General features: G+C 56.5%; 10 protein-coding genes and 3 pseudogenes. 9 read left to right on the plus strand and 4 right to left on the minus strand.

Translation table 11 applies throughout. The annotated features are described in order from the left end of the window. Positions 1-53: 53 nt before the first annotated feature. From EOW68_RS16475 to EOW68_RS16485, 3 genes are read left to right on the plus strand one after another with little or no spacing between them, the layout of a single operon-like run. Positions 54-1,088: a thiamine pyrophosphate-dependent dehydrogenase E1 component subunit alpha gene (locus EOW68_RS16475; RefSeq protein ID WP_128226264.1), complete on the plus strand. Its 1,035-nt coding sequence runs from the start codon at positions 54-56 to the stop codon at positions 1,086-1,088. After that, positions 1,085-2,089 carry an alpha-ketoacid dehydrogenase subunit beta gene (locus EOW68_RS16480; RefSeq protein ID WP_128226265.1) on the plus strand — a complete coding sequence of 335 codons (1,005 nt, stop codon included), beginning with the start codon at positions 1,085-1,087 and terminating at the stop codon, positions 2,087-2,089. Before EOW68_RS16475 ends, EOW68_RS16480 begins: the two co-directional genes overlap by 4 nt. Positions 2,090-2,095: 6 nt before the next feature. Continuing rightward, positions 2,096-3,115 carry an NAD(+)/NADH kinase gene (locus tag EOW68_RS16485; RefSeq protein ID WP_128226266.1) on the plus strand — a complete coding sequence of 340 codons (1,020 nt, stop codon included), beginning with the start codon at positions 2,096-2,098 and terminating at the stop codon, positions 3,113-3,115. Positions 3,116-3,256: 141 nt separating this feature from the next. Here EOW68_RS16485 and EOW68_RS16490 read toward each other — a convergent pair whose 3' ends face one another. From EOW68_RS16490 to EOW68_RS16500, 3 genes are all read right to left on the minus strand, one after another. Then, positions 3,257-4,570 (minus strand): E3 binding domain-containing protein, encoded by a 1,314-nt coding sequence (locus EOW68_RS16490; protein ID WP_431359011.1) that lies wholly within the window; start codon positions 4,568-4,570, stop codon positions 3,257-3,259. A 267-nt stretch (positions 4,571-4,837) separates the two neighbouring features. Further along, positions 4,838-5,650 carry an SDR family NAD(P)-dependent oxidoreductase gene (locus EOW68_RS16495; protein ID WP_128226267.1) on the minus strand — a complete coding sequence of 271 codons (813 nt, stop codon included), beginning with the start codon at positions 5,648-5,650 and terminating at the stop codon, positions 4,838-4,840. Positions 5,651-5,836: 186 nt separating this feature from the next. Further along, positions 5,837-6,778, minus strand: a complete 942-nt coding sequence (locus EOW68_RS16500) for an alpha/beta hydrolase (RefSeq protein WP_431359012.1) — start codon at positions 6,776-6,778, stop codon at positions 5,837-5,839. A gap of 115 nt (positions 6,779-6,893) precedes the next feature. Between EOW68_RS16500 and lpdA the strand changes: the two genes are divergently transcribed. The 4 genes and pseudogenes from lpdA to EOW68_RS18950 form a co-directional block, all read left to right on the plus strand. Then, on the plus strand, positions 6,894-8,312 hold the full coding sequence (gene lpdA / locus EOW68_RS16505; protein ID WP_128226268.1) for a dihydrolipoyl dehydrogenase: 1,419 nt from the start codon (positions 6,894-6,896) through the stop codon (positions 8,310-8,312). A gap of 64 nt (positions 8,313-8,376) precedes the next feature. After that, on the plus strand, positions 8,377-9,303 hold the full coding sequence (gene lipA, locus EOW68_RS16510; protein ID WP_128226269.1) for a lipoyl synthase: 927 nt from the start codon (positions 8,377-8,379) through the stop codon (positions 9,301-9,303). Between the two features lie 214 nt (positions 9,304-9,517). Then, a pseudogene (locus tag EOW68_RS16515) lies at positions 9,518-10,400 on the plus strand (IS1595 family transposase). Positions 10,401-10,508: 108 nt separating this feature from the next. Continuing rightward, positions 10,509-11,384: pseudogene (locus tag EOW68_RS18950) on the plus strand (IS630 family transposase); the annotation flags it as partial. Positions 11,385-12,086: 702 nt separating this feature from the next. On the opposite strand, the gene EOW68_RS16535 reads toward EOW68_RS18950, so the two are convergent. Next, positions 12,087-12,371 (minus strand): DUF7577 domain-containing protein, encoded by a 285-nt coding sequence (locus tag EOW68_RS16535; protein WP_128226271.1) that lies wholly within the window; start codon positions 12,369-12,371, stop codon positions 12,087-12,089. 188 nt (positions 12,372-12,559) lie between these two features. Here EOW68_RS16535 and EOW68_RS16540 point away from each other — a divergent pair, with 188 nt between their 5' ends. Together EOW68_RS16540 and EOW68_RS16545 are read left to right on the plus strand one after the other, a co-directional pair. Beyond that, entirely contained in the window at positions 12,560-13,144 is a 585-nt protein-coding gene (locus tag EOW68_RS16540; RefSeq protein ID WP_128226272.1) for an RNA-guided endonuclease InsQ/TnpB family protein, read from the plus strand. Positions 13,145-13,186: 42 nt separating this feature from the next. Then, positions 13,187-14,178: pseudogene (locus EOW68_RS16545) on the plus strand (transposase). The last annotated feature ends 463 nt before the right edge of the window (positions 14,179-14,641 follow it).

Below are 14,641 nucleotides of genomic sequence, written 5' to 3' on the forward strand. Positions count from 1 at the left end.
ACATAATAAATCGTTAATATTATACTACAATGCTTGGTAGTCCTTCACGGAGCATGACAGACTATACACTGGAAACCGAAGATGATCGGCTCGAAGCCCTACGTCGAATGCTAACGATACGGGAGTTCGACACGAAGGCCGGCCACTACTTCGCCGACGGCGAGATACCGGGATTCGTTCACCTGTACATCGGCGAGGAGGCCGTTGGTGTGGGGACGTGCGCTGCGCTCGACCCCGACGACTATATCGCAAGCACGCACAGGGGGCACGGCCACTGCATTGCGAAAGGACTGGACCCGGATCTGATGATGGCCGAGCTGTTCGGCAAAGCCGACGGCTACTGCAACGGCAAGGGCGGCTCGATGCACATTGCCGACATCGACTCCGGTATGCTCGGTGCGAACGGTATCGTCGGAGCAGGCCCGCCGCTGGCGACCGGTGCTGCGCTCTCTATCAGCCACCAGGACCGCGACCAGGTCGCACTGGCGTTCCTCGGTGACGGCGCAACTGCGCAGGGCCAGGTCCACGAAGCCATAAACCAGGCGTCGACGTGGGACCTCCCGGCTATCTTCCTCATCGAGAACAACCAATATGGGGAGGCAACACCCGTCGAGAAACAGCACAACGTGGACCAGCTCAGTGACACTGCGCAAGCGTACGATATCCCTGGTGTCACAGTCGACGGAATGGATATCACGGCCGTCTACGAGGCCGTCCAGGAGGGTCGAAAGCGTGCAGCAAACGGTGACGGACCGACGCTGATCGAAGCAGAGACCTACCGGTACCACGGCCACTACGAAGGTGACGAGCAGAACTACCGGACCGACGAAGAACTCCAGCAGTGGAAGGACCGGGACGCGATCGATGCGTTCAAAGCGCGTCTCATCGACCGTGACGAACTCTCTGAAGCGGAGTTCGAGGAGATGCAGGCCGAGGTTGAGGAGACCATCGCCGACGCGATCGAGTTCGCACACGATGCCGAACTTCCCCACCCGCAAGAAGCTTACGACGACATGTTCAGCGATACAGTCCCAGAAATCGAAAAGTTCGCAAACAGGGCGCGCACCGACGGAGGTGATTCACGATGACAGCCCAGGCAGAGCTCGACGGACAGGAAACCGAGACGATGACGGTCCGTGAGGCAATCCGACAGGGACTCCGTGAGGAGCTAGAGCGCGACGAGGACGTCTTGATCATGGGAGAAGACGTCGGTGCGTTCGGCGGTGTCCTCGAAGTGACCGGGAATCTCTACGAAGAGTTCGGCGAGGAACAGGTCCGGGATACACCCATCGCCGAGGCGGGGTACGTCGGAGCGGCAGTCGGAGCAGCCGCAACGGGCACCCGGCCTGTCGCAGAACTCATGTTCTCGGATTTCATGGGCGTCTCGATGGAACAGATAATGAACCAGATGGCGAAGATGCGGTACATGTTCGGTGGAAAAACCGAGATGCCGGTCACCATCCGGGCGACCGAGGGTGGCGGGATGGGTGCTGCCAGTCAGCACTCCGGGACGGTCCACACCTGGATCTCGCATTTCCCGGGATTGAAAGCTGTCGCACCGGGCACTGCCGCAGCTGCGAAAGGACTAACAAAGGCCGCCATCCGGTCGGACGACCCCGTGTTCGTCTTCGAGAACAAGATGATCTACGAACAAAAAGGCGAGGTCCCGACCGACGAGGACTACATCACCCCGATCGGTGAGGCCTCGGTCGAACGCGAGGGTGAGGATGTCACCGTCGTTGCGACACAGCGACTCGTCGGCGAGTCGCTCACTGTCGCTGATGGCCTGTCCGGTGACGTGAGTGTCGAGGTCATCGACGCTCAGTCACTCTACCCGCTCGACACCGAAACGATCGTCGAGAGTCTTCGGAAGACGGGACGAATGGTCGTCGCCGACGAGAGTCCGGTTTCCTACGGCACCCATGCCGAGATCATCGCCCGGGCACAGGAAGAGGCATTCTTCAGCCTCGACGCCCCAATCCAGCGTGTGGGTACACCTGACACGCACATGCCGTTCAGTACGCCACTCGAACAGGAGGTCCTGCCCGACGGGGAGGGAGTCCAGAACGCCATCGAGAAGATCGTCTAACTACTCGTGGCCCACATTGGACTTATTGTCAATCCGTCAGCTGGCCGTGACATTCGCCGGCTCACCGGCGGCGCGAGCGTCGTCGATAACTACGCGAAACGCAGTACGACCGTCTGCGTCCTCGACGGGCTCACCCTCGTCGACGAGACGGTGAGCGTCGAGATCATGCCGGACAAGACTGGCATCGCCGAACACGCGATCGGCGAAGCACCAAGTGAGCTGGACATCTCGAAGGTAGAGATGCCTATCAAGGAAACAGCCGCAGATACGCGGCGTGCAGCAGCCCACTTCCGTGAGACTGCTGATGCCGTGGTCGTTCTCGGCGGCGACGGAACGAGCCGCGACGCGGCGCTCGAACTCGGTGACGTCCCGCTCGTGTCCGTCTCAACGGGGACGAACAACGTCGTGCCGACACCCGTCGACGGAACTGTCGCCGGCGCGGCTGCCGCTGTAATTGCGACCGCTGTGGTCGACGCCGAGACGGTGACTACTCGTCACGGGAAAATCGAGGTCAGGGCCGACGATGTCAACGGCGAGAAACACCTCACGGGGCTGGCCACGATAGGGATCACCGATCGCCCGTTCGTCGGTACACGGGCACTCGTCGACCCGACAGAACTGCTCGGTGGTGTCGTCTCGCGGGCCCATCCCGCAGCGATTGGTCTCACCAGCGTCGCAGGCTGTATCGAACCCATCGCTCCCGACGCACCTGGCGGCGCTGCACTCCGCTTTGGCGACCCCGACGAGACACCCCGGTCCGTCCGTGCGATCCTCGCGCCGGGGATGACGACAACCATCGGGCTCGAATCACACGAGTCGCTCGACTGGGACGAGCCGGCAGTCTTCGAGTTACAGGACTGTGTTATCGGCGCTGACGGTGAGCGCGAGGTCGAACTCGCCGACGCGACTGTCACTATGACACCCACTGCGAACGGCCCGCGTCTCGTCGATGTCGATGGCGCGCTACAGGCAGCCTCGGAGAAAGGTGCCCTCATCAGCGACAGGCCGCTGGCCGACGCCGAATAATCCCGCCGTCCACTTTTTTAAAAGAGAGCGATTCGTGGCATTCACAAGTTCGTGTTTCTGTGTCGAGCGGTCGTCCCCGTGGACACGCTCAGGAGCAGGATCTCCGAAAGCAACAAGCTACTAAAAAAGCAACTCAGTCGGTTACTCTTTACCACGGTACGAGCCGAGAATCAGTTCTGACGCCTGTCCGGCACGCTCGAACAGTTGGTTCAGGAAGGCTTCAGCCTCGGAGCTGTCGATTGCACGCGTATCGTAAGTCAGGTTTGCGGTAACAAGTGGCTGCAAATCGACCCCGTCGTCGGTCGGTACTGCCCGCTGGCCGGACGGATCGATCTCCAGCCCTGCAACAGCTGGCTGGTTGACGAGAAGGCTCTCGGACTCGATATCGGCCGCATTTGCGAGTGTGAACGAGGGGGTCTTCTCGCCGTCGCCGTTGCGTTCTTCGCGGGCCTCGACGACTTCTGTCAGTGACTTTTCGTCGACATCTGGAATGACAGTTCGATCCTGCCCCTCATCAGATTCAGCCACGAGTGCGATATTCTGTGGCTCCTGGAGCTGGTGCGTCGATTCTGTATATGTTGCGTTCACGAGTGGCCGATCTGCGAGGGCTGCGGAAACAACGACGAGTGCCACGTCGATAATGGTGACACGCTGTTCGAACGCCGATCGAACAGCTTCCGTCGTATCGAGCAAGGCCGAACCGACCGCAGGGTCGGCGACGGCTGTGGCCCGCTGATACCGGAGCGAACCTGTCTGAGCCACTTCCGCTGTCTCCTCTGCCGACGAAGCTTCGGCTGCTGCCTCCACGTCCTCGGCCGTGATCGAATCCATCGGCCCGGTTCCGTCCACCGTCGTGAGATCCACGCCGAGTTCTTTCGACTGCTTTTTGGCTCTTGGCGAGGCTTTGACTGATTCTGTGCTTTCGCTGGAACTGCTGGCGGCTGCCTCCACGTCCTCGGCCGTGATCGAATCCATCGGCCCGGTTCCGTCCACCGTCGTGAGATCCACGCCGAGTTCCTCAGCCTGTTTCTTCGCCCGCGGGGACGCTTTGATATCAGTGCTCCCGCCACCCGACGAGACTGTCGATGCGGCTTCCTGGGTGTCGGCCGATCCAGCGTCAGCGCCCGAAGTCGACGCTTCGACTGCTGCGGGCTCTTCTTGGGCCTCCCCTTCGAGTTCGCCCTCGACCTCGGCTTCGAGATCGGAGATATCTGCATCGGCTGCTGCGAGTATCCCGATCGGTTTGCCGGGCGGAACGGCCTCGCCCTCCTCGATATAAATTTGACGAAGCGTACCGTCTTCCCGTGCATCAACCTCACCGATGCTCTTTTCAGACTCGACTTCTGCCATTTTATCTCCTTCCGACACTTCGTCCCCCGGTTCGAAGAACCATTCCAGAACGGTTCCCTGCTCCATCTCCAGCCCAAGCTTAGGCATCCTGATAATGATTGCCATGTATCACACCAATGTGAGGCGGGCTACTAAAGCGTATCTCTTGACCATCACTAATTTTCATTTACAAACAGATCTAAAACTCTGTGCAGACTCCGGTGGTCACGGAATCCCGATGCAGTGGCAAATTCAGGCCGACAGAGATTCGTTTCTGCCAGTGGTGTAGTGTAATCCGCCACGTCACACGGAGTTTAGCTAATTTTAGGCGCTAAGCCCCCAGTCTTAAGGAGCCGCCGAAGGCGGCGAGTAGGCAGGGGTAGTTCACATTCCCTATATGACGTTCTGGAGGATACCGCCATCGACGACGACGGACTGTCCCGTGATGTTTCGGTTCTCCGCAAGGAACACAGCGAGGCGCCCCATGTCCTCCGGTGTCTGGTCACGACCCATCGGAATGGTGCGGTCGATAGTGTCTTCGTAGGCTTCGCCGGTCTCTGGTGTCAGCACGTCCGACCACATCGGCGTTTCGACGATACCCGGACAGAGGGCATTGACTGTCACATCTGGGGCAAGTTCGAGGCTGAGCGATTTCGTAAGGCCGAGAACCGCGTGTTTCGACGAACAGTAGTGGGCGAGACCAGCGGCCCCAATACTCCCCGCAATAGATGCGGTGTTGACGATCGTGCCCCCGGAATCTCGCAAATGCGGGATCACAGCTCGGGACACGAGAAACATTCCCTTGACGTTCACGTCCATCACTGTGTCCCACTCCTCCTCGGCCATCTCCTCGACCGTCGTAACGGTAATGACACCTGCGTTGTTCGCGAGGACATCAATTTTGCCGAACTCTTCGACGACCTCGTCGACCATTGCTTCGACCTGGTCGGCTTTCGTGACGTCGCAATCGACGACGTGTGCGCGCTGGCCCTCGGCCTCGACGCGATCGACCACCTTCTGTGCTCGTGTCGTCCCGCCAATCTCTTCGGATGATTGCTGGTTGTACTCCGTGTCCAGCACGTCCACGTCCGCGATGACAACATCGCTGCCAGCAGCCGCAAACTCCTCGGCTATCCCACCTCCGATATCCCCACCGCCGCCAGTTACGATCGATACTGCACCCTCTAGTGATGTTTTTTTTACCATCGGCGACTGTATATGTGATATACAACATCATAAAACATGAGGGTTACAGAAAATAACGGGTCGTGGTTGGTGTTCCCGGAAAGAGTGGATCCTTCATCATGTATTGGAGCGCCCACCGGCTGGAAGGCTCCGCTCTCGACGATGGTCGTTTGGTACAAAATACGATCCTACACCTGATCGGCCAGTTCACTGCAGTTCGCTTCGGACTGCGGTCCCAATCTCTTCGATGGCTTCGTGCGCCCGGTCGAGCTCCGGATCGGCGAGCATCGTCAGGAACCCGTGGATCATATCGTCGTACTGCACATCCCGAGTCGAAACGCCAGCTTTGGACAGGCGGTCTGCAAGTTGTCGGCCTTCGTCGCGAAGTGGGTCGAATCCACTCGTCAGGACAAACGATGGTGGGAGCCCCTCCAGGTTCTGTGAGCGAAGTGGCGACGCGTACGGATGACGACCATCCAGTTCACTCCGAAGGTACCCGTTCCAGAACCGTTCCATGTCCTTTCGCGTGAGGAAATAGCCCTGAGCGTTCTCTTCGTAGGACTCCGTATCGAACGCGTATTCCGCGACCGGATAGGCGAGTACCTGATAATCGATCGCCGGCCCTCCTCGATCGCGTGCGAGAAGTCCGACACCCACGGCCAGAGCGCCCCCGGCACTGTCTCCAGCGATTGCTAGCGTACCGGGTTCGGCATCGATCGTCTCGGCGTTGTTCGCAACCCAACGAGTCGCAGCGTAACAGTCTTCGAGTCCAGCTGGGAACCGGTGCTCGGGAGCGAGCCGGTAATCGACTGCAATTACGACACAGTCGGATGCGTTCGCGAGTTCCCGGCACAGCGCATCGTGCGTTTCGAGATCTCCGAGCAGCCAGCCACCACCGTGGAAAAACACGAGCGGCGGAAACGGGCCGTCGCCACTCGGCGTATAGATACGAACCGGGATGTCTCTCTTTGGACCGGGCACGGTGCGTTCAGTCACAGTTGCGACTGAACTCGGTAGCTCGTCGGGCACGGATAGATCGCGATACGTTTTGCGGGCATCCTCCAACGATAGCCGGTAAAGTGGCGGTAGCCCCTGCTCGGAGAGGCCGTGGAGATACTCCTCGACCTGGGAATTAAGCGTCGATGACATTGCGTCAGTTACCAGTTTTGTATGGAACCGTATAATTGTATTTGTCAGTATAAATATGTATTGTGATTTCGAAGAGGGGTTCATTATTTATTCGTTCGTATAATACACCTCCAAGATGGCTGTGCAATCTCTCCCGTCAGAAACAGATGTATTAGTTATTGGTGCTGGCCCCGGCGGCTACGTGGCTGCGATCCGGGCGGCCCAGTCCGGTCTCGACGTCACACTCGTCGAAAAAGATGCCTACGGTGGTGCCTGTCTCAACGTCGGTTGTATCCCGTCGAAAGCGCTCATCACCGCGATCGATATCGCACACGACGCCGACCACGCCGGGCACATGGGTATCAACGCCGAGCTCGACGTGGACCTTGCCGGGATGATCGACTGGAAAGACGGCGTCGTGAATCAGCTCACTGGCGGCGTCGAGAAACTCTGCAAGGGGAACGGTGTGACACTGGTCGACGGTACCGCAGCGTTTACGAGCGACCGTGCGGTTCGAGTTACCCAGGACGGGACAGAACTCGGGTCGATCTCGTTCGATCACGCGATCGTTGCCACCGGGTCACGGCCCGCAGAACTCCCTGGCTTTGCATTCGACGGCGAACACATTCTCTCGTCGACACACGCACTCGAACTCAAATCGCTCCCCGATCAGTTGCTTCTCATCGGCGCCGGCTACATCGGCATGGAACTCTCGACGGTATTCGCCAAGCTCGGTGTCGATGTGACGGTGGTCGAGATGCTCGACCAGGTGTTGCCGGGCTACGAACGGGATATCGCTCGCGTCGTCAGACAGCGAGCCGGGGACCTCGGTATCGACTTCCGCTTCGGCGAGGGTGCCGATAGCTGGGAGGAAACTGCCCGGGGGGTCCGTCTGTTTACCGTGACCGAAGACGGTGATCGGTCTGAATATCCCGCTGACCGTATCGTCGTTGCCGTCGGTCGAGAACCTGTCACTGACACGCTCGGCCTGGGGAACACGAGTATCGAACCTGACGATCGTGGATTCGTTCCGACTGACGACCAGACACAGACTGACGCAGAGCGTATATTCGCTATCGGTGACGTTGCTGGTGAACCGATGCTCGCGCACAAAGCGAGTAAAGAGGGCGAGGTTGCAGCCGATGTCATTGCCGGCGACGATGCCACGCTGTCGTCTCGGGCGATCCCTGCTGCTGTGTTCACTGATCCCGAGATCGCAACGGTTGGAATGACCGAAGCTGAAATGAAAGAAGCGGGACAGGAACCCGTCGTCGGCCGGATGCCGATGCGAGCTTCGGGGCGTGCACTCACACTTGATGAGACCGATGGGTTCGTGCGCGTCGTTGCACACGGCAGCACGGAGACCATCCTCGGTGCGCAGCTGGTCTGTCCCGACGCTTCGGAACTGGTCGCCGAACTGGCGCTGGCAATTGAGCTGGAAGCTAGCCTCGAAGAGGTCGCATCGACGATCCACACACATCCAACTCTTACGGAGGCAGTTATGGAGGCGGTTGCGAACGCTCGCGGTGAAGCCATCCACACGCTCAACAGGTGAACGACCGAGAGAAGCCCACAGTATCGTCCATACTTTTTTGTCCTCCGCTCGTATCGATATAGCTATGAGTCGTTCTCGGAAGCCGGACTGGTTAAAGATGCGACCACCATCCGGCGAGCGATTTACCGATATCAAGTCGACACTCCGTGAGTACGATCTTCATACAGTCTGTGAAGAGGCAAACTGTCCCAATCTGGGCGACTGCTGGAGTGGTCGCGATGGCCCCGGCACTGCGACGTTCATGTTGATGGGCGACCGCTGTTCGCGAGGCTGTAATTTTTGTGACGTGAAAACTGGTGGGATGGAGGCTTTGGACCCGGACGAACCGGAGAACGTGGCTGATGCCGTCACTGAAATTGGGCTTGAGTACGTCGTTTTGACGAGTGTCGACCGGGACGATTTACCCGATCAGGGTGCAGGCCACTTCGCCCGCACGATTCGAGAAATAAAACAGCGCGATCCTGATACCCTCGTCGAGGTTCTCATCCCGGATTTTCAGGGCGAACCGGAACTCGTCCGTGAGATCATCGGTGCCGAGCCAGATGTCATCGCACATAACGTCGAAACGGTGGACCGCCTCCAGTGGCCCGTACGTGATCGACGCGCGTCGTACGAGCAATCGTTATCGGTCTTAGGGCAGGTACACCAGGAGTCCGATATCTACACGAAAACATCGCTCATGCTGGGTGTCGGTGAGTACGATCACGAGGTCTACCAAACGGTAGCAAATCTTCGATCTGTCGGCGTCGATATCGTCACGTTCGGACAGTATCTCCAGCCATCCACCCGGCATCTCGAGGTATCCGAGTATGTCCACCCAGACAAGTTTGATGTCTGGAAACAGGTTGCCGAAGAGGAATTCGACTTCCTCTACTCCGCGTCAGGACCACTGGTACGTTCATCGTTCAAAGCAGGTGAATTCTTCGTTAAATCCCTTCTCCGGGATGAGATATCTGTCACGGACGCCAGAGATGTTGCCGATCAGGCATAGTCGTTTTGAACCGCGGACTTGTACCTTCGACCGAACACCTCTCTGTACAAAAACTAGTTGCTTTTAGTTAAATTATGCCAGAGATCGCCTGCCCCACCGGAAATAACGACGGGATTTTTACATTCGCTCTTCTGTAGAGGATTGTTGGTGAGCCGTCGCACTCGCTGGAAGTCAGAGCAGGCAAGGGTGGTGCGTCAGCGCCACCCGACGAACAATGTTCCCAATCAAGACGTTCGTCTCGGAGCGTCGTGCCGCGACCCTGTTGCAACAGGTTCGCTGGCGTGACGGCGTCTGTTGCCCGCACTGCCGTTCCGAATCCGTGATTTGGTACGGCAGCTATCGAGTGTTCCAGCGATACCGCTGTAAGAATTACGACCGCACGTTCAATGATCAAACCGGCACCGTCTTCGAACAATCTTCGGTTGAACTCAGGAAATAGTTTCTCACCGTCTACACCTATATCCGTTTCAACACCAGTCTTCGGCAGTTAGACGTTGAAATCGATGTCTCCTACAAGACAGTCTACCGGCGAGTACAGCGCTTCCTGCGGGCGCTGGACGTGCCTCAGTTACAACTCGAAGGGCCGTCGAAATTGACGAACTGTACGTGAAAGCAGGCCGTAAAGCCCGCGAGCGCGACCAGCCGTCGCGCTCGCGTGGCCTGTCCACACGCGGAAGAGGTTCATATGAGCAGGACAAGCCCCTGTGTCCATTTTGGCTGACCGTGGCACTGGCGACCGCTATGTGCTGCCAGCGAAAGCCGCCAACGAATCGACGATTCGACTCCTGCTTGCTGACCGCAAACAGGAGTCGATCACCGTCTATACCGATGGCTTTCGAGCGTACGACCCGCTAGACGAAGACAACGCATTCGACCGCGAATACGTCGTCCACGGCGAGGGCGAATATGTAGATGAAGGTGTCCACGTGAACACCTGCGAGAGCCACGGCTCGCTGGCGCGATCCTGGCTCTCACCACATCGAGGTGTCTCCAAAGACAAACTCACACCATATCTCAGAGCGTTTCAGCTCCACCGCCGCGTCTTCCGAAAACCAGGGAAAGAGGCACTGAAAACGATCCTCGAAGCTGCGCAATGATTTACCAACAATCTACGTCACAAGAGCGTTACAAATTTATAGCCACCAGTATCAAGACGGAGGTATAGTAACCGTTAGAACTTTTTACTCATAATAGATTGTTAGCTACTGACTCATCTTCACGAAATCTCTGTCGAAGAGTTGCAAGATACTCTCGACAATATAGAGGGAAACAAGCCGACACAACGGCATCTAGCGGTGATCGCGTCAAGAACGGTGTCACGCAAACCGGCTAGCCAAGTAGTACGACATCCAGCGACGCACAATTTACAGTTGACTCAAGCGACTCGTCAGTTTCGAGTCGCTTGCGCAGGCTGTGACGGATTTTCATCTATCTGGAAGGAAAGAAAGAATATCAGAAAAACGGCAAAATAAATTTGAAGAAACTATCCACGAACTTCATCGAAAAGCTGGCATTGACGCGCCAGCGTGGACGCCGGTGCTCGTTCAGCTATATATTGAAGAAACGTACGATGTGGAGTACCCCACCCCGAGCTGTCGGCGGTTGCTAAAAGAAGCGGAATTGAACTTTCAAAAACCGCGCCGAACAGCCGCCGAAGCTAACGAAAACGAGCAACAGCAGTTCTGTGACGACCTCAAAAAAAGCGGCGAGAAATGGCCCCCCTTAGTGTGTCTCGATCAAACAAAGAAATCTTCGGAGGTCGAGCTGCGTGCCGCGCGGCACGCGGCCTTCCGTGGACTCCCTGGCCAGCGTGACTGGACGTGTTTGTTGGGTGCGATCACCGAGAGCGGTGACCGCTTTTCCTCCCGATTCGAAGAATACGTTACTGCCGAACACACAAATATATCATTTTAGTATTATATAAAGAATTTAAATATGATTTGGTCGTAGTGCTTGACGGAGCGCCATCCTTCCAGGCGTCGGCTGTCACGGACCTGGCGGCCCGTGACAACCTCGTCTTCGTGACACTCCTGTCGTATTCATCGGAATCGAACCCTGTTGAGAAATGTTGGCGACAACTGTGAACTACCCTGCCCTACCGTGCTCGGGGCTACCCGCCCCTCGCTTGTAGCGGACAGGGCTTCCTGTTTCTGTGTCGGAACTTGCAGGAACAGGCCCCCACAGCGGTTCCAGACTCCGCAGGCGGCTTCCCTTTACAGGTGGTTTGGAGTGACCAACTACTACCAGATAGACACTCGGCCACAGCAGACAGTGCGCGCTTCTTGTCGCGCTTGAACACTGGTGGGAACGTGGCGAGCATCGTTCTACCCCATTCAACCACATGAGTAGTAAATCTGTTTGTAAACGTGAATGTGAGACGATGACAGCGCTGTATCCCTTCCCTGATCGCGCCTTCGGCGCTCACTGAGCAAGGGGGCTTCGCGCCTGTAATTAGCTAAACCGCCCTCAGCAACCGATTCTTTGACTCACTCGACGAGTTACAAACAGCGATCGATTCAGCACTTGACCAGCTACCTCTTCCAGAGATGAGTAACTATTTCTAATTACTACTATAGTCGAGTCAGTCGAGCGTCTTTAACTCCTCCAGAGCAATTCCAAATGCAGCGAATTCATCGGCTTCGAAGACGTGATGGATCGGAACTACCAGGTCGCGCTTGGCCCCTTTCTCGAGTTATATCTGAACGTCCATAGACTTCCAATCATTAGTTGCATGATGTCAGCTATGTTGACTTCATGGCCTGCGATGAGGCGAGAGGCTCCCGTCACAGTCGCTGCGCGCAGTCCTGACAGTAGATGAAGTCGGTGCTGTTCTCGGCGCCGCAGTTCGAGCAGTTCCGAGTTCCGTTGCGGTCGTTCTCATCCTCGAGTGTCGCCTGTAATCCGTCTTCTTTCTCGTTACTTTCGGGATAGTGTTCTAACTCACCGGATTGCAACTGCTGCCGGCGTTCACGTCCCTCTCGGAAAATATCAACGAGAACCGGGATAGTGACGGCTAACCCGGCAAGCAACAGCACCGTAACGAGAAGAAAATAAAGTTCACCGGTCATCCATTGATGTTGCTACTATCCCGATAGATTTATGAACTGTGTCAGAAGACCGTATACATTGAGCGGATTGGGCGAGAAGCCCCCATCCTCAATGAGCAAACACAGTGAGCGAGTAGGGTGGGGATGAATCGCCCTGCGAGGGAAACATACACTTGATTTTCTCCCACTGCATAATCCAAGTACGGCGCATGGATTACGTACTCAAATACAGACTCCTTCCCACTGGTCATCAATGGGAGCAACTGGACTGGGTACGTGATACCGTGAGGCAAGTCTACAACCACGGATTGCACCGATTCAACCGTATTCCTAAATCGGACGGAACGGTCAGACAACGGGTGGTACAGGTCCGAGATGAACTACCAGCACTCAAAGACTGGTGGACCGATCTCACAGACGTTTATTCGACCGTGCTACAACAGGCGGTCGGACAAATCGAAACCAACATCGATAATCTTGGTAAACTCCGCAACGCCGGATACAACGTTGGATCGTTAAACTGGAAAGCGCCAGACGAGTACCACAGTTTCATGTATCGACAGCGGGGCTTCGAACTCGATGGGAAGAGTGGCCCCACTGGGCGTGGAATGCTTACACTCAAAAATGTCCACGGCGAAACCATCGACGTACCAATCCGGCTACACTGCGCCCTCCCAGACGACACTGACGTGAAACACGTCACGATCAGAAAAGACAAGACAGGTGCCTGTTATGCCTGCCTCAACGTTGAGCAAGACACACCCGACAAACCAAGTCCCAGGAGGGTGTCATAGAACAGTTCTCATACCAGAGAGCAGGGTGAACGCTGAGGTGGTATGAGCCCAGCGACCCTGCAAGAGAATTCTACGGTAGAGACGTTCTTCAATGTCGTGGAAACCGAGACACTAGCGCTGTTTGAGCATCTCTTCTTCGAGTTTCTCGAAGAGTTCGACGTGTTCGCCCCGGCGGAGACGGGGCGATCACGAGATCACGAACCACCCGAGATGATGCGTGGGTTTCTGCACTGCTACTACAAGAACATCTACGGTATTCGTCCGGTTGCGCGAGAACTGAACAACACAGTCGTCTGGCTCAGCTGTGGCTTCGATCGACCGCCGTCGAGAGACGCGGTCGATCGCTTTCTCACCGATCTCGAACACGTCGTTGACGATATTTTCAACCACCTCGTCGAGCAGGCCGCCTTGCGGGGCCTGCTCGACTTGGCCTACTCGATTGATTTAACAGACGTGAGAGCGATGCCCGCCGATCCAGACGCGTCGAAATGCTACGATCCAACAGCTGAAGAGTGCTACTACGGGTACGGCTGTGCGATCGTTTCGACCGGGTCAAAAATCCGATTGCGGCTGAGTTCACCGAGAGCAAGCAAGCGCCAGAAGAGACGGCGATGCGCGTCACGCGTGACGCGCTCGCCGTCGCCAAACCGATGTGGATGATCGGTGATAGCGCCTACGATACGCTCGACTGGCACGACCACCTGCTGGCCGCAGGGGTCGTGCCAGTCGCTCCGTACAACCCGCGAAACACCAACGATCCGAAAGGCATCGAGTACGGGGTCGAAGACCGTATCACCGAACATAGTGAGGACGTGCAGCTGAAGCAATCGACGCTGGACAAGACATATAATCGCCGCACAAGAGTCGAACGAACCAACAAATCAGTGAAGGACTGCGGCCTCGGGCATGCGTCCGCCCGAGGCCGCGTCCACGCACGAGCGCAGGAGTTTCTTGCGTTGTGCCTTCGCCTCGTCGTTGCTATCACCAACTACGAACGCGGAGATGATCCGGGAAGCACGATCATTACGGTGTGACAAGAGTTCTATGATATCCTCGAGTGTAATAAACATGTCCGAGTGAATAATTCTAATGCATTATCATAACATATTCCCCGGTTGCAACGGATTTGGAGAATAGAGCAATAAAAACAGTGGTTAGACGGCACACGGTGGGGGTAAATAGGTTAGTACTGAGGGATGAGGGCCGGCTTGGGTTTGGGCAGAATCAAGTATCCCTCACCCCGATCTTTGATTAATGTGAGATAATTAAATAATTTTCCTTGTGTTACCTTTTTAATCTCTACTGCACACAATTGTGAAATATTTCTTCAGGTAGAATAAGAAACGTGGTGGAGATCAGTTACTGTCTAGGAGCGTGTCATAGAAAGCCTCCCAAGGGAGGCCGCAGGATTTGGAAACTGTGTCCAGCAGCACCAAAACCCTGCAAGACGTAGCTTCGGTCGACGACTTCTTGAATGTCGCGGCTACGGAGACAGCA

It is taken from the genome of Halovenus amylolytica (genome assembly GCA_004015825.1).
In the GTDB taxonomy this organism is placed as follows: Archaea; Halobacteriota; Halobacteria; order Halobacteriales; family Haloarculaceae; genus Halovenus; species Halovenus amylolytica.